The sequence below is a fragment of the Pseudomonas sp. 3-2 genome, from assembly GCF_019710535.1.
Taxonomy (GTDB): Bacteria; Pseudomonadota; Gammaproteobacteria; order Pseudomonadales; family Pseudomonadaceae; genus Aquipseudomonas; species Aquipseudomonas pharyngis.
This window is the reverse complement of record NZ_CP081200.1, coordinates 4502615-4520361: the sequence shown is the minus strand read 5'-3', so window position 1 is coordinate 4520361 and position 17747 is coordinate 4502615. Positions and strand designations below refer to the sequence as shown.

Below are 17747 nucleotides of genomic sequence, written 5' to 3'. Positions count from 1 at the left end.
TGTTGAATGATAATGATTGTCAATTGAGAAAGAGAACTAATGATCCATAACAGTGCGATCTGAGAACTGCGACACGCCGCCGCACTCGCCCAAGCGCCCAGCCGCGTTGGCGATCCAGCCTGCCGACTAATTATTTCAAGACGTCATCCGTTCTCATTGGTGAATGGATCCGGGTGCGCAGCCCCGGACCTACCGCATTCCAGTGCCTTGCACGGTCGGCGAAGACCGTGTCCCGCATGCCTTGCATGGGCATGCCGCAGCCAACCCGATTCCACCAGCAAGCCGAATTCAGGCAGGAAACCTCATGACCGACGCGTTCGAACTCCCCAGCACCCTGGTCCAAGCCCTTCAGCGCCGTTCGGCCCTGACGCCGGATCGGCTGGCCTTGCGCTTTCTCGCCGAAACCGAGGAGCAGGCTGTGGTGCTCAGTTATCGCGAACTCGATCAGCGCGCGCGCACCATCGCCGCCGCGTTGCAGGCCGAGGCCGGATTCGGTGATCGCGCGGTGTTGCTGTTTCCCAGCGGCCCGGATTACGTCGCGGCGTTCTTCGGTTGCCTGTATGCGGGGGTGATCGCGGTGCCAGCCTATCCGCCGGAATCGGCCAAGCGTCACCATCAGGAACGCCTGCTGTCGATCATCGCCGACGCCGAACCGCGCCTGCTGCTGACCAGCGCCGACCTGCGCGACGCCCTGCAGCAAATCGAAGGCGCGCCACCGCTGCTGTGCGTCGACACCCTCGACGCTGCGCTGGCCGAGCGCTGGGTCGAACCGACCTTGCCGCAAGACCACATCGCCTTCCTGCAATACACGTCCGGCTCCACCGCGCTGCCCAAAGGCGTGCAGGTCAGCCACGGCAATCTGGTGGCCAACGAACTGCTGATCCGCCACGGTTTCGGTATCGACGTAAACCCCGACGACGTGATCGTCAGCTGGCTGCCGCTGTACCACGACATGGGCCTGATTGGCGGTCTGCTGCAACCGATCTTCAGTGGCGTGCCGTGCATCCTGATGTCGCCGGCGTACTTCCTCGGCCGGCCGTTGCGCTGGCTTGAAGCGATCAGCCAGTATGGCGGCACCATCAGCGGCGGGCCGGACTTCGCCTACCGTTTGTGCAGCGAACGAGTCAGTGAATCGGCGCTGGAGCGTCTCGACCTGAGCCGTTGGCGCGTGGCCTATTCCGGCTCCGAGCCGATCCGTCTCGACACCCTCGAACGCTTCGCGGAGAAATTCACCGCATGCGGTTTCAGCGAAAGCAGCTTCATGGCGTCCTACGGTCTGGCCGAAGCGACCCTGTTCGTCGCCGGCACACCGCGTGGCAAAGGGATTCCTGCACTGCGCGTCGACGATCAAGCCCTCGCACAGAACCGCGCCGAAGCGGGCGAGGGCAGCCCGATCATGAGCTGCGGCATCAGTCAGCCGGAACATGCGGTGCTGATCGTCGAACCTAACACCCTCGAAGAACTGGCCGACAACGCCGTGGGTGAAGTCTGGGCCGCCGGCCCGAGCATCGCCCTCGGCTACTGGCGCAACCCCGAGGCCAGCGCCAAGACTTTCGTCCAGCACGCCGGCCAGACCTGGCTGCGCACCGGTGACCTGGGTTTCATCCGCGAAGGTGAACTGTTCATCACCGGTCGCCTGAAAGACATGCTGATCGTGCGCGGTCACAACCTCTATCCGCAGGATCTCGAAAAGACCGTCGAGAACGAAGTGGAAGTGGTGCGAAAGGGCCGCGTTGCGGCGTTTGCGGTCAATCAGAATGGCGAGGAGGGCATCGGCATCGCGGCGGAAATCAGTCGCAGCGTGCAGAAAATCCTGCCGCCCGAAGCGCTGATCAAAGCCATTCGCCAAGCGGTGGCCGAGGCGTATCAGGAAGCACCGAGCGTGGTGGTGCTGCTCAATCCGGGCGCATTGCCGAAGACTTCCAGCGGCAAGCTGCAACGTTCGGCCTGCCGCAATCGTCTGGCCGACGGCAGCCTCGACAGCTACGCGGTGTTCCCGTCGGCCACTGCGGAAATCGCTCTGGGCTCGACGGCATCCGCCTCCGAACTGGAAGCGCTGATCGGCAAAGTCTGGGCCGAGCAACTCAACGTCAAACAGGTCAACGCCGACGATCATTTCTTCCTGCTCGGCGGCAACTCGATCGCCGCCGCCCAGGTGATCGCCAAGGTCCGCGAAGAACTGAGCCTGGAGCTGAACCTGCGCCTGCTGTTCGAAGCACCGACCCTGTCCGCATTCGCCGCTGTGGTGGCACAACAGCAACAGGACGGCGGCAGCACCCAAGGCGAAATCACCGCACTGTCGCGCAACGAAGCCTTGCCGCAATCCCTGGCGCAAAACCGACTGTGGATCACCTGGCAGCTCGACCCAAAAAGCAGCGCCTACAACATTCCCGGTGCCCTGCGCCTGCGCGGCGAACTGGACGAAGACGCCCTGCGCGCCAGTTTCCAGCAACTGATCGAGCGCCACGAATCCCTGCGCACGCGCTTCTTCGAGTGCGACGGCGTAGCGCTGCAACAGGTCGAAGCGGCGGGTGAGTTCAACCTGCAACTGATCGACATCAGTGACCTGCCGGCCAGCGAACGTGAAGCCCGCGCACTACAGATCCGCGAGGACGAAGCCCGCACCCGGTTCGATCTGGAGAAAGGCCCGCTGCTGTGGGTGACGCTGGTGCGCCTCGAAGACGAAGATCACCAACTGCTGGTGACAATGCACCACATCATCGCCGACGGCTGGTCGCTGAACGTGCTGATCGACGAGTTCTCGCGCCTGTACGCCGCCGCGTCCCAAGGCCAGCGCGCGGAACTGGCGCCGCTGCCAACCCAATACGCCGACTACGGCAGCTGGCAGCGCCAATGGTTGGCGCAGGGCGAGGGCGAGCGGCAACTGGCGTACTGGAAAGCGCAGTTGGGTGACGAGCATCCGACCCTGGAACTGGCGGCCGACCATCCGCGTTCTGCCAAACAAAAACACAGCGCCGCACGCCACAGCGTTCGCTTGGGGATCAGCCTCAGCGACGCCATTCGCCAGACAGCCCAGGATTATCAGTCCACCCCGTTCATGCTGCTGCTCTCGGCGTTCCAGAGCCTGTTGCATCGCTACAGCGGCCAGCGCGACATTCGCATCGGTGTGCCGAACGCCAACCGTCCGCGTCTGGAAACCCAGGGCCTGATCGGCTTCTTCATCAACACCCAGGTGCTGCGCGCCGACGTCGATTCGCGTCTGCCGTTCACCGAACTGCTGGCGCAAACCCGTCAGGCGGCACTCGGTGCTCAGGCGAATCAGGATCTGCCGTTCGAACAACTGCTGGAAGCCTTCCCGCAGGCCCGCGAACAAGGTCTGTTCCAGGTCATGTTCAACCACCAGCAGCGCGACCTCAGTGCGCTCAAACGTCTGCCGGGCTTGCTGGCCGAAGAACTGCCGTGGCACAGCCGCGAGGCCAAGTTCGATCTGCAACTGCACAGTGAAGAAGACCGCAACGGTCGCCTGACATTGTCCTTCGACTACGCCGATGAGCTGTTCGACGCTGCGACCATCGAGCGCCTCGCCGAGCATTTCAGCAACCTGTTGCGTGCAGTCTGCGAAGGTCCGGACCAAGCCATCGGCGACCTGCCATTGCTGACCGCCACTGAATACACTCAGCAAAACGCGTGGAGCATTGCCCCGTGCACCCCGGCGCAACAATGGCTGCCGGAACTGCTGAATGAACAGGCCCGTCAGACCCCGGATCGCACGGCATTGGTGTGGGACGGCGGCAGCCTGGACTTCGCCGAACTGCACGCGCAGGCCAACCGTCTGGCCCATTACCTGCGCGACAAGGGCGTCGGCCCGGACGTCTGCGTGGCCATCGCCGCCGAGCGTTCGCCGCAACTGTTGATCGGTCTGCTGGCGATCATCAAGGCTGGTGGCGCCTACGTGCCGCTGGACCCGGATTACCCGGCAGAACGCCTGGCCTACATGCTCAGCGACAGCGGCGCCGAACTGTTGCTGACCCAGACGGCATTGCTCGACCGCTTGCCGGCCAGCGAAGGCGTCAGCGTGATCGCCATGGACACCCTGCACCTGGAAAACTGGCCGAGCCAGGCACCGGGCCTGCACCTGCACGGCGACAATCTCGCCTACGTGATTTACACCTCCGGCTCCACCGGCCAGCCGAAAGGTGTGGGCAACACGCATGCGGCGTTGGCCGAGCGTCTGCAATGGATGCAGAACACTTATCGCCTGAATGAAACCGACGTGCTGATGCAAAAGGCCCCGATCAGTTTCGACGTGTCGGTGTGGGAGTGCTTTTGGCCGCTGATCACCGGCGCGCGCCTGCTGATCGCCGGCCTCGGTGAACACCGCGATCCGCACCGCATCGCGCAGCTGGTTCAGCAATACGGCGTGACCACGCTGCACTTCGTGCCGCCGCTGCTTTCGCTGTTTATCGATGAACCACTGAGCGGCGAATGCACCAGCCTGCGCCGGGTTTTCTCCGGTGGTGAAGCGCTGCCGGCGGAACTGCGCAACCGCGTGTTGGCGCAACTGCCGGCGGTGCAACTGCACAACCGTTACGGCCCGACCGAAACCGCGATCAACGTCACCCACTGGCATTGCAGCGTGGCGGATGGCGAGCGTTCGCCGATTGGTCGTCCGCTGGGCAACGTGGTCTGCCGGGTGCTCGATAGCGATCTCAATCCTGTGCCGGCCGTTGTGCCGGGTGAACTGTGCATCAGCGGCATCGGCCTGGCCCGGGGTTACCTCGGCCGTCCGGCGCTGACCGCCGAACGTTTTGTGGTCGATCCGCTGGGCGAGCAGGGCGCGCGTCTGTACCGCACCGGTGACCGCGCACGCTGGACGAATGATGGCGTGATCGAATATCTCGGCCGTCTCGATCAGCAGGTCAAACTGCGTGGTTTCCGCGTCGAGCCGGAAGAAATCGAAGCCCGTCTGCTGGCTCAGGACGGCGTGGCGCAGGTCGCCGTGCTGGTGCGCGAAACCGTCGCTGGCCCGCAACTGATCGGCTACTTCACCGCCACCGACGCCAGTGAAGATCAGGACGGGCAAATCGCTCGCCTGAAAACCGCATTGGCCGCCGAGCTGCCGGAATACATGGTCCCGGCGCAACTGATGCGCCTGGACGCAATGCCCCTGAGCCCGAGCGGCAAACTCGACCGCCGCGCCTTGCCCGAACCGCAATGGCAGGTGCACGAACACGTCGAGCCGGTCACCGAGCTGGAGCAGCAGATCGCCGCGATCTGGCGCGAAGTGCTCGGCCTGAAGCAGGTCGGCCTGCGCGACGACTTCTTCGCCCTCGGCGGTCACTCGCTGCTGGCCACGCAAATCATCTCCCGCACCCGCCAAGCCTGCGACGTCGAGCTGCCGCTGCGTGCCTTGTTCGAACACTGCGAACTCGGTGATTTCGCCGAACAGATCCGCCAGATCCAGGCCAGCGGCCGCACCAACAAGCAGCCGCCGATCGACAAGGTTGATCGCAGCAAACCGGTGCCGCTGTCCTATTCGCAGCAGCGCATGTGGTTCCTCTGGCAGATGGAGCCGGACAGCCCGGCGTACAACGTCGGCGGTATGGCGCGCCTGCGTGGCGTGCTGGATGTCGGGCGTTTCGAGGCCGCGCTGCAAGCGCTGATCCTGCGTCACGAAACCCTGCGTACCACGTTCCCGAGCATCGACGGCGTGGCCTGCCAGCAGGTGCATGCCGAGACCGGTGTGCGCATGGGCTGGAAGGATTTCTCGACACTCGCCGCCGATGTGCGCGAGCAGAAAGTCCAGCAACTGGCCGACGACGAAGCGCACCTGCCGTTCGATCTGGAAACCGGCCCGCTGCTGCGCGCCTGCCTGGTCAAGACCGCCGAGCACGAGCATTACTTCGTCCTGACCCTGCACCACATCGTCACCGAAGGCTGGGCGATGGACATCTTCGCCCGGGAACTGAGCGCGCTGTACGAAGCGTTCGTCGATGATCGCGAATCGCCGCTGGAACCGTTGCCGGTGCAGTACCTCGACTACAGCGTCTGGCAGCGCAACTGGCTGGAGTCCGGCGAGCGTCAGCGTCAGCTCGATTACTGGACCGAACAACTGGGCCGCGAACATCCACTGTTGGAATTGCCGGGTGACCGCCCGCGTCCGCCGGTGCAAAGTCATCAGGGCGAGCTGTTCCGTTTCGACCTCAGCGACGATCTCGCCGCGCGCGTTCGGGCGTTCAATGCGCAGAACGGTCTGACCCTGTTCATGACCATGACTGCTGCACTCGCGACCTTGCTTTACCGCTACAGCGGCCAGACCGATCTGCGGATCGGCGCGCCGGTGGCCAACCGGATCCGCCCGGAAAGCGAAGGCCTGATCGGTGCGTTCCTCAACACCCAGGTGCTGCGTTGCCAGCTCGACGGCCAGATGTCGGTCGGCGAATTGTTCGAGCAGGTGCGCCACACCGTGATCGAAGGTCAGTCCCATCAGGACCTGCCGTTCGATCATCTGGTTGAAGCGTTGCAGCCACCGCGCAGTGCCGCCTACAACCCGTTGTTCCAAGTGATGTGCAACGTGCAGCGCTGGGAATTCCAGCAGAGTCGCATGCTCGCCGGGATGACCGTTGAGTACCTGGCCAACGATGCGCGGGCGACCAAGTTCGACCTCAACCTGGAAGTCACCGACCTCGACCATCGCCTCGGTTGCTGCCTGACCTACAGCACCGATCTGTTCGACGAGCCGACGATTGCGCGCATGGCCAGGCACTGGCGCAACCTGCTGGAAGCGCTGATCGCCGACCCGCAGCAACGCCTCAGCGAATTGCCACTGCTCGATGCGCCTGAGCAACAGCAATTGCTCGACAGCCTTGGCGTCGAGCCGGGCGAGCGTCGTCTCGATCAGTGCATTCATCACCTGTTCGCCGAGCAGGCGCTGGCGCGTAAAGATGCGCCGGCCCTGACCTTTGCCGGGCAGACCCTGAGCTACGCCGAACTCGATGCCCGCGCCAATCGTCTGGCCTGGGCCCTGCGTGAGCGCGGTGTCGGCCCGCAAGTGCGGGTCGGTCTGGCGCTGGAGCGCTCGCTGGAAATGGTCGTCGGCCTGCTGGCGATCCTCAAGGCCGGCGGCGCCTATGTGCCGCTGGACCCGGAATACCCGCTCGACCGTTTGCATTACATGATCGAAGACAGCGGCGTCGGCCTGCTGCTCAGCGACCGCGCAATGTTCAAGGCCCTCGGCGAACTGCCGCCGAACGTGGCGCGCTGGTGCCTGGAAGACGACAGCGTCGCGCTGGCCGATTACCCGGCCACTGAGCTGCCATTCATCAGCCTGCCGCAGCATCAGGCGTACCTGATTTACACCTCGGGTTCCACCGGCAAGCCGAAAGGCGTGGTGGTGTCCCACGGTGAAATCGCCATGCATTGCCAGGCGGTGATCGAACGCTTCGGCATGCGTCCGGACGACTGCGAACTGCATTTCTATTCGATCAACTTCGACGCCGCCACCGAGCGCCTGTTGGTGCCGCTGCTCAGCGGTGCGCAGGTGGTGCTGCGTGCGCAAGGTCAGTGGGACGCGGAACAAATCTGCGGCCTGATCCGTGAACACCGGATCAATATTCTCGGCTTCACCCCGAGCTACGGCAGCCAGTTGGCGCAGTTCCTCGCGACGCAAAACGAGGTTTTGCCGGTCCGGATGATCATCACCGGCGGCGAAGCACTGACCGGCGAACACCTGCAGCGGATTCGCGCGACATTCAAGCCGAGCCTGTTCTTCAACGCTTACGGCCCGACCGAAACCGTGGTCATGCCGCTGGCCAGCCTCGCGCCAGAAGTGCTGGAAGAGGGCGCCGGCAGTGTGCCGATCGGCAGCGTGATCGGTGATCGCGTGGCCTACATTCTCGACGCCGATCTGGCGCTGGTGCCGCAAGGCGCGACCGGTGAATTGTTCGTCGGCGGCGCCGGTCTGGCGGTGGGCTATCACGAGCGTGCGGGCATCACGGCCGAACGTTTCGTCGCCGACCCGTTTGCCGCCGCTGGCGGGCGCATGTACCGCACCGGCGACCTGGTGCGCCAGCGCGCCGACGGTCTGGTGGAATACCTGGGGCGGATCGACCATCAGGTGAAGATCCGTGGTTTCCGGATCGAACTGGGCGAGATCGAAACCCGCCTGCTTGATCACGACTCGATCCGCGAAGCCGTGGTGCTGGCGCTGGATGCGCCGAGCGGGAAGCAACTGGTCGGCTATCTCGTGACCGAGGTCGCTTCGCGAAGCGAAGCCGAGCAGGCCGAACTGCGCGACGCGCTGAAGGCGCACCTGAAGACGCAATTGCCGGATTACATGGTGCCGACGCATCTGATTCTGCTGGCGAGCATGCCGCTGACCGCCAACGGCAAGCTCGATCGCCGCGCCTTGCCGGCACCGGATCCGGAGCTCAATCGTCAGGATTACGTGGCGCCGAGCAACGAGCTTGAGCAAACCCTGGCGCAGATCTGGTGCGAAGTGCTCAACGTCGAGCAGGTCGGTCTGAACGACAACTTCTTCGAACTGGGCGGCGACTCGATCCTGTCGATTCAAGTGGTCAGCCGCGCGCGTCAGCAGGGCATTCACTTCAGCCCGCGTGATCTGTTCCAGCATCAGACCGTGCAGACCCTGGCGGCTGTCGCCAGTCGCAGTGAGACCGTGACCGCTGAGCAAGGTCTGGTAACGGGTGAATCGCGTCTGACACCGATCCAGCACTGGTTCTTCGACACCGAGACTCCCGAGCGTCAGCACTGGAACCAGGCGTTGCTGCTGGAGCCGACTGTGGCGCTGGAACCGCATCGTCTTGAGCAAGCGCTGTTGGCGGTGATCGAGCGGCATGACGCCCTGCGTCTGCGCTTCACCGAGGTCAACGGCGCATGGCAAGCAGCGCATCAACCGGTGTCCGATGCTGCCGTGCTGTGGCAGGTTCGCGTGCCGTCAATGGACAAGTGCGCGGCGCTGTTCGCCGACGCCCAGCGCAGTCTCGACCTTGCACAGGGGCCTCTGCTGCGTGCGGTGCTGGTCGATGGTCCGGACGGCCAGCAACGGCTGTTCATCGCGATTCATCACCTGGTGGTCGACGGTGTGTCGTGGCGTGTTCTGCTCGATGATCTGCAAACCGTGTACCGCCAGCTCGATACCGATCAGTCGCTGAAACTGCCGGCGAAAACCAGCGCCTTCAAGGACTGGGCCGCGCGCTTGCAGGCTTACGCCGGCAGCGAATCCCTGCGTGAAGAACTGAGCTGGTGGCAAGCGCAACTGGCTGGCCCGAGCGCCGACTTGCCGTGCGAACGTCCTGAGGGCGGTCGCGAGAATCGTCACGCGCAGACCGTCAGCGTGCGACTGGATGCCGAGCGCACCAGGCAACTGCTGCAACAGGCACCGAGCGCCTATCGCACGCAGGTCAACGACCTGTTGCTGACCGCGCTGGCCCGCGTGCTATGCCGCTGGAGCGGTCAGCCATCGGCACTGATTCAACTGGAAGGCCACGGCCGGGAAACCCTGTTCGACGAGATCGACCTGACCCGCACCGTCGGCTGGTTCACCAGCGCTTATCCGCTGCGCCTGACCCCGCACAATATCGAAGAGGCTGCGGGGCAGGGCGCTTCGATCAAGGCGATCAAGGAGCAACTGCGCGCCGTGCCGCACAAGGGGCTGGGCTATGGCGTGCTGCGTTATCTGGCCGATGACGCCAGCCGTCAGAGCATGGCGACGTTGCCGAGTGCGCCGATCACGTTTAACTACCTCGGCCAGTTCGACCAGAGCTTCGGCAGCGACGCGCTGTTCCGACCGCTGGATGAATCGGTCGGCGCCGCCCACGATCCGCACGCACCGTTGCCGAACGAGTTGAGTGTCGACAGTCAGGTGTATGGCGGGGAACTGCTACTGCGCTGGACCTTCAGCGCCGAACGCTACGACGCGCATACCATCAACGACTTGGCCGATGCCTACGTCGGCGAGTTGCAGAGCCTGATCGAACATTGCCTGCAGGACGAGGCCGGTGGCCTGACGCCGTCGGACTTCCCGCTGGCAAAACTGACCCAGGCGCAGCTCGACGCACTGCCGGTGCCGGCGGCGCACATTGAGGACGTGTACCCGCTGACGCCGATGCAGGAAGGCATGCTGCTGCACACCTTGCTCGAACCGGGCACCGGTCTGTACTACATGCAGGATCGCTACCGCATCAACAGCGAACTCGACCCCGAGCGTTTCGCCCAGGCGTGGCAAGCGGTGGTCGCCCGTCACGAAGCGCTGCGTGCCTCGTTCTGCTGGAACGTCGGCGAAGACATGCTGCAAGTGATTCATACGCCGGGGCGCACGCCGATCGAGTACCTGGACTGGAGCGCCATCGCCGACGCCGAGCAGGAGCCGAAACTGCAAGCGCTGCTCAAGACCGAACGCGAGGCCGGGTTCGATCTGCTCAATCAGGCACCGTTTCACCTGCGCCTGATCAAGGTCGGCGCGGCGCGTTACTGGTTCATGATGAGCAACCACCACATCCTCATCGATGCCTGGTGCCGCTCGCTGCTGATGAACGATTTCTTCGAGATCTACACCGCCCTCGGCGAAGGTCGCGAAGCACAATTGACGGTGCCGCCGCGTTATCGCGATTACATCGGCTGGCTGCAACGCCAGAGCCTGGCCGAAGCGCGTCAGTGGTGGCAGCAGAACCTGCAGGGGTTCGAGCGCACCACGCCGATCCCGAGTGACCGTCCGTTCCTGCGTGAGCACGCCGGCGAAAGCGGCGGCATGATCGTCGGCGACCGCTACACCCGACTGAGTGTCGAGGACGGCGCCCGTCTGCGTGAGCTGGCCCAGGCCCATCAACTGACCATCAACACCTTCGCCCAGGCGGCGTGGGCGCTGGTGCTGCGCCGCATGAGCGGTGATCGCGACGTGCTGTTCGGCGTGACCGTGGCCGGGCGCCCGGTGGAGATGCCGGAGATGCAACGCACCGTCGGCCTGTTCATCAACAGCATCGCGCTGCGGGTGCAGATCCCGGCGGACGATCAGCGTGTCAGCGTGCGCCAGTGGTTGAGCGGTCTGCTCGACAGCAACATGCAACTGCGCGAGTACGAATACCTGCCGCTGGTGAACATTCAGGAGCAGAGCGAACTGCCGAAAGGCCAGCCGCTGTTCGACAGCCTGTTCGTGTTCGAAAACGCCCCGGTGGAAGTCTCGGTGCTGGACCGTGCGCAGAGCCTCAATGCGACCTCGGACTCGGGCCGTACCCACACCAACTTCCCGCTGACCGCCGTTTGCTATCCGGGTGATGACCTCGGTCTGCATCTGTCCTACGACCAGCGTTACTTCGACGAGTCGACCATCGAGCGCATGCTCGGCGAGTTCAAGCGTCTGCTGCTGGCGCTGGTCGATGGCTTCCATGGCGACATGGCCGACCTGCCGCTGCTGGGCCAAGAGGAACAGGACTTCCTGCTCCACGGCTGCAACCAGAGTGAGCACGACTATCCGCTGGAGCAGAGCTACGTCGAACTGTTCGAAGCGCAGGTCGCGCAACATCCGCAACGCATCGCCGCCAGTTGCCTCGATCAGCAACTGAGCTATGCCGAGCTGAACCGGAACGCCAACCGTCTCGGTCATGCACTGGTCGCGGCCGGGGTGCAGATGGATCAACCGGTGGCGCTGTTGGGCGAACGGAATCTGGATCTGCTGGGCATGATCATCGGCAGCTTCAAGGCCGGTGCCGGTTACCTGCCGCTGGATCCGGGCCTGCCGAGCCAGCGTCTGCAGCGGATCATCGAGCTCAGCCGCACGCCGGTGCTGGTGTGCACCGAGGCTTGCCGTGAACAGGCGACGACCTTGCTGGATGAGTTCAGCTGCGCCAACCGCCCACGCTTGCTGGTGTGGGAGGAGGTTCAGGCCGGCGCGGTATCATCGGCGAATACGGGGATCTTCAGCGGCCTGGACAATCTGGCCTACGTGATCTACACCTCGGGCTCCACCGGGTTGCCGAAAGGCGTGATGGTCGAGCAGCGCGGCATGCTCAACAACCAGTTAAGCAAGGTGCCGTACCTGAACCTGAGCGACGCCGATGTGATCGCCCAGACCGCTTCGCAAAGTTTCGACATTTCGGTCTGGCAATTCCTCGCTGCGCCGCTGTTCGGGGCGCGGGTGGACATCGTGCCGAACACCATCGCCCACGATCCGCAAGGCTTGCTGGTGCATGTGCAACAGCAGGGCATCACCGTGCTGGAAAGTGTGCCGTCGCTGATCCAGGGCATGCTCGCTTCCGATCGCCTGAGCCTCGACGGTCTGCGCTGGATGTTGCCGACCGGTGAAGCGATGCCGCCGGAACTGGCGCATCAATGGCTGCTGCGCTACCCGGACATCGGTCTGGTCAACGCCTATGGCCCGGCGGAGTGCTCGGACGACGTGGCGTTCTTCCGTGTCGACATGGCCTCGACTCGCGGCAGTTACCTGCCGATCGGTACGCCGACCGACAACAATTTGCTGTACCTGCTCGATGGCGCGCTGGAGCTGGTGCCGCTGGGTGCGGTGGGTGAGTTGTGTGTGGCGGGCACCGGGGTCGGTCGCGGTTATGTCAGCGATCCGCTGCGCACCGCGCCGGTGTTTGTGCCGAATCCGTTCGGTGCGCCGGGCGAGCGTCTGTACCGAACCGGCGACCTGGCGCGTCGTCGCAGTGACGGGGTGCTGGAGTACGTCGGTCGGGTCGACCATCAGGTGAAGATCCGCGGTTACCGGATCGAACTGGGTGAAATCGAGGCGCGTCTGCACGAGCAACCGGAAGTCCGTGACGGGGCAGTGGGTGTGCAGGAAGGCGTCAATGGCAAGCATCTGGTCGGCTATCTGGTCGCCTCCGATTCTGCACTGAACCAAAGCGAACGGCTGGAGCGAATCAAGCAGCGCCTGCGCGCCGAACTGCCGGAATACATGGTGCCGCTGCACTGGTTGTGGCTCGACCGCTTGCCGCTGAACGCCAACGGCAAACTCGACCGCAAGGCCTTGCCGGCGCTGGAGATCGGTCAGCTGCAGAGCCAGGATTACCTGGCGCCGCGCAGCGAACTGGAACAGACCCTGGCCGATATCTGGGCCGAGGTGCTGAAGGTCGAGAAGGTCGGGGTACGCGACAACTTCTTCGAACTGGGCGGCCACTCGCTGCTCGCCACGCAGATTGCCTCGCGGGTGCAGAAAGCCCTGCAACGGGACGTGCCGCTGCGAGCGATGTTCGAATGCAGCACGGTGGAGGAACTGGCCGGGTACATCGAAGGACTGGCGGCCAGCGACATTACCGAGGAGAAGGTTGATCGGTTGAATGACCTGATGGCGGAACTCGAGGGGCTGTAAAGCACAGCCTGCGGCAATGGCTACCGAAACATGAGTTTCGCTGTGGCCGTTGTCGCAAATCGGGCTTTGTAATCCTTTCATATCATTGACGGCCGAGGCGCGCCCGCTCAGTCTTCGTGCTCCAGTTTCTTTGCCACGGGGGTTATCCATGCCTTTTTTCACGGTTGACGGACAGGCGCTTCACTACATTGATCAAGGCACGGGCCCGGCGGTGTTGTTGGCCGGCAGCTACCTGTGGGACCAGGCCATGTGGGCCCCGCAAATCGCAGCGCTGTCGGCGAACTACCGGGTGATTGCCCTGGATCTATGGGGCCATGGCGAATCCGGGCGCTTGCCGCAAGGCACCGCTTCGCTGGACGACATCGCCCGTCAGGCACAGGCGTTGCTCGATCATCTGGACATCGACCGGGTGACCCTGGTCGGGTTGTCGGTCGGCGGCATGTGGGGCGTGCGCCTGGCACTGTCGGCGCCGCAGCGGCTCAACGGTCTGGTGCTGATGGACACTTACGTCGGCGTCGAGCCGGAGCCGACCCGCCAGTACTATTTCTCGCTGTTCAAACAGATCGAGGAAAACGGCGGGATCTCCGAGCAACTGCTGGATATCGTGGTGCCGATCTTCTTCCGGCCGGGCATCGATCGGGCGTCGGCGCTGTATCAGGATTTCCGCGCAAAACTCGCCGGCTATTCGGCCGAACGCCTGCGCGACAGCATCGTGCCGATGGGACGCATCACCTTTGGCCGTGACGACCTGTTGCCGCGTCTGGGCGAGCTGAACGCGGCGACCACGCTGGTGGTCTGCGGCGATCAGGACAAACCACGCCCGCCGTCGGAAGCACGGGAAATGGCCGAGTTGATTGGTTGCCCGTGTGTGCTGGTGCCGGAAGCGGGGCATATCTCCAATCTGGAGAATCCGTCGTTCGTGACCGACACGCTGCTGAAGTTTCTGACTGAGCTGAAGTAACGAAAACGCCCACGCATTGCGTGGGCGTTTTTTATTTCGGCCCGAGAATCTTCGCCAGCTTGTCCGGCGTCGGTGCACCTTGCTGTTGTTGCAGTTCGCCCTTGTCGTCCATGTAGAAGATCGCCGGGGTGGCCTGTAACTCCAGGTCTTCCATCAACTGCATGTTCGCCGCGAGTTTGGTCTGCACGGCGACCGGAATGTCCTTCAAGGCCTTGAGGGTGCTGGCCTTGCCGGCCTTCTCGTGATCTTCCAGGGCTTTGCTCGGGTCCTTGGCGGCGAGCAGGGCAGCGGCTTTGGCCGGGCTGTCTTCGCGGATGATGCCGACCATGATGTGTCGCAGCTGCACCTTGCCGGCCTTGACCCATGGACGGGCTTGTTCCCAGAACATGTTGCAATACGGGCAGTTCGGGTCGCTGAACAGGTACACAGTGCGTGGTGCATCCTTGTTGCCGTCCTGAATCCAGTTGCTGGCCTCGAACTTGGCCCAGACTTCCTTGGCCATCGGCGCGTAGACCAGTTTTTGCAGCGGTGCGCTGCTCAGGTCGTTGCCGTCGGCGTCGTACAGGTTGCCCAGCAGCACGTGCTTGCCGTCCGGCGTCAGGTACAGCGCCATGCCGCGGTTCTGGTATTGCGCGGCGTAACCGCGCAAGCCGTCCGGCGCGTCGAACTGACCGACGATCTTGGCGCCCTTGGCTTCAATTTTCTTGATCGCTTCAGGCAGTTCTTCAGCGGCCTGGACCGACGGCAAGTGCAGCAGGGCGGCGCCCAGGGTCAGCGTCAGCAGGTGGCGGAGGCGGGGCATGGCAGTTTCCTTGAAGAAGAGGTGGCCGGATTCGGGCTGGAGGCCGGGGTGTCGAAGCTTTCCAGGGCACGGGCCAGGCTGGCGTTGGACAATTCGCCCAAATGGCTGCCCAGCAGGCGACCGTCCGGGCTATAGAACAGGGTAGTCGGCAGGGCCATGGAGCCCACGGCCTGGCCGAGGCGTCCGCTGCGGTCGAACAGCACGTTGTTCAGGCTCAAACCCTGGGTTTCGAGAAACGTGGCGACGCTTTGCATGCTTTCGGCCTGGTTGACGAACAGGAACGTCAGGTCCGGGCGTTGTTGCTGGGCGTTTTCCAGCACCGGCATTTCCCGGCGGCACGGCGGACACCAGGTGGCCCACAGGTTGATCACCAGCGGCCCGCCCTGATAGTCGGTGAGTTTCACGGTTTCCCCGGCGGCGTTGCGCAGAGTGATGTCCGGCAGGCGCGTGCCTTGCTCGTAGATGTTCAGCGACAGGGTCGCCATCACCCAGAACACCACACCGCTGACCACACCGAAACCCAGCGGTCGACGCAGACCCGGCCGGCGCCAGCCGCGATACAGCGCCGCGAGCAACAGCACGATCACCCCCGGCCAGGCGAGAAAACCGCCGTCGCGCAGGTCGATGATCTGCCACAGGTCGTTGCGATAGTGCCCCCAATACACGGCGACGAACGCAATGCGCGCCGTCAGCATGCCGAGCAGAAACAGGCTGAACAGCGCCGACTCGGGATTGTCACCGCCGCGCTTGGCCACCCGCCAGCCGACGAAGGTCGCCAGTGCCAGCGCGCTGATCAGCAACAAGTGATTGAGTGCGATGGCAAAGGTGCCGAGGGTGAAGGTCAGCATTAACGGGCGTCTCGGATGGTGGTCCAGCGTTGCAGGAAAGTATCGGCATCGACCTCGCCGGTGATGCGCTGGCTGCGGCGCTCTTCACCGTCGGCGCCAATCCACACGAAACTCGGTGGCCCAGGCACTTTATAACGACCGAGCAGTTCGCGGCTGGCGGCATTGTCGGCGGTGACGTCGATTTGGAGCAAGCGCACATCACTCAGGGCCTGCATCACCCGCGCCTGGCCGAACACCTGTTTCTCCATGATTTTGCACGACACGCACCAATCGGCGTAGTAATCGAGCAGCACCCACTGGCCCTGGGCTTTGGCGGCGTCTAACTCGCGTTGCAGGGCGGCGGGATCCTTGATCGTCGTGAAGGCTTCGTGGCCGCTGGGCGCCGCAGATCCGACGCGTCCGGCGCTGTACACCTGCAACGGCTGATATGGATCGTCACTGCCACCCGCCGCCCCGACCACCAGCAGACTGCCCCACAGGCCCAGCAACAGCGAACCGGCACCGAACAGCTGCGCCACGCGACCAAAGCCATCGGACTGTTTCCAGGCGCTGTAAGCGGCGATCAACAGCAGCGCGCCGCACAGGCCCAACCACAGCGACGGCTCCAGCACCGGGCGCAGCATCAGCAGCGCGGTGGCGAGGAACAGGAAGCCGAACACGCCTTTGAGCAGATTCATCCACGCGCCGGGCTTGGGCAGGAAGCGATTGCCGACCGTTACCAGCAACAGCAGCGGGACGCCGATGCCGATGCCCAAAGCAAACAGGATCAGGCCTCCGTGCAGCGCGTTGCCGCTTTGCGCGATGTAGAGCAGAGCGCCGGCCAGCGGCGCGGTCATGCACGGGCCGACCAGCAGACCGGACAGCGCGCCCAATACGCCGGCGCCGATCAGGCTGCCGCCGCGTTGGCTGCGCGAGGCGTGTTCCAGTCGATCCCGCAGGGCCACCGGCAATTGCAGTTCGAAGAAGCCAAACATCGGCAACGCCAGAACCACAAACACTGCCGCGAATGTCCCGAGCAGCCACGGGTTCTGCAACCACGCCTGCAGGTTGGCCCCCAGCAGCGCGGCAATAACGCCCATCGCCGCATACACCAGGGCCATGCAAACCACATAACTGCCGGCCAGCGCGAAACCGCGACGCGGCGTAGCACCGCTGCCCACCACCATGCCCGCTAGAATCGGCAGCATCGGCAGCGAACACGGCGCAAACGCCAGCAGCAGACCCAGGCCGAAGAACACCAGCAGACTCCAGCCCAGCGAGTGCTGTTGCAGGCCGCTGGCCAGTGCCTGATCCGGCGCTTCATCTGTCGCCGCAGCGGCAGCTTTGCCGCCGAGGTCGATCACTCGGGTCTGCGGGGGATAGCAAAGACCGGCATCGGCACAGCCCTGATAACTGACCTTGATCTGGCCCGTGGCGGCCGCCGGAATCTTCAGTTCCAGACCCTGGCGATAAACCGGTTGTTCGCCGAAGTACTCGTCGCTGTGGGACTCGCCTTCGGGCAGGGCCGGGATGTTTTGTGTCGTCAGCCCGTCGAACTTCAGACGCTTCTGATACAGGTAATAGCCATCGGCGATTTGCCAGAACAACTGGGTCTCACCGGAATCCAGACGTTGCGAGGTCAGCACGAATGCCTTGTCGACCGGCAAGAACTCCGGTTTTGACGCAAATGGATCATTCCCCGCCTGGGCCAGACTCGAAATCAGCAGTGCAAAAAACAGAAAAAAATGACGCATGGAGGAGCCTTGTCCCTGTGCAATTGAGGGGCACAATGGGCGGCGGCGATTAACCGATGATTAACCGCGACGCCCTTGTCGCGGTGGCGTTCGGGGC

At 63.8% G+C, this 17747-nt stretch carries 5 protein-coding genes; 2 read left to right on the top strand and 3 right to left on the bottom strand.

Translation table 11 applies throughout. The annotated features are described in order from the left end of the window. Positions 1 to 304: 304 nt before the first annotated feature. Together K3819_RS20360 and K3819_RS20355 are read left to right on the top strand one after the other, a co-directional pair. Complete coding sequence (locus K3819_RS20360; protein ID WP_221397842.1) at positions 305 to 13306, top strand: non-ribosomal peptide synthetase; 13002 nt, start codon at positions 305 to 307, stop codon at positions 13304 to 13306. A 148-nt stretch (positions 13307 to 13454) separates the two neighbouring features. Next, positions 13455 to 14267 (top strand): alpha/beta fold hydrolase, encoded by an 813-nt coding sequence (locus K3819_RS20355; protein ID WP_085612239.1) that lies wholly within the window; start codon positions 13455 to 13457, stop codon positions 14265 to 14267. Positions 14268 to 14298: 31 nt separating this feature from the next. Here the strand turns inward: K3819_RS20355 and dsbG are convergent, their stop codons facing one another. The 3 genes from dsbG to dsbD are packed head-to-tail and all read right to left on the bottom strand — an operon-like array spanning position 14299 to position 17650. Further along, positions 14299 to 15069 carry a thiol:disulfide interchange protein DsbG gene (gene dsbG, locus K3819_RS20350; RefSeq protein WP_041475380.1) on the bottom strand — a complete coding sequence of 257 codons (771 nt, stop codon included), beginning with the start codon at positions 15067 to 15069 and terminating at the stop codon, positions 14299 to 14301. Continuing rightward, positions 15045 to 15917, bottom strand: coding sequence for a TlpA disulfide reductase family protein (locus K3819_RS20345; RefSeq protein WP_221397841.1), 873 nt, complete (start codon positions 15915 to 15917; stop codon positions 15045 to 15047). Before K3819_RS20345 ends, dsbG begins: the two co-directional genes overlap by 25 nt. Further along, on the bottom strand, positions 15917 to 17650 hold the full coding sequence (dsbD, locus tag K3819_RS20340; protein WP_221397840.1) for a protein-disulfide reductase DsbD: 1734 nt from the start codon (positions 17648 to 17650) through the stop codon (positions 15917 to 15919). Before dsbD ends, K3819_RS20345 begins: the two co-directional genes overlap by 1 nt. Positions 17651 to 17747 lie beyond the last annotated feature (97 nt).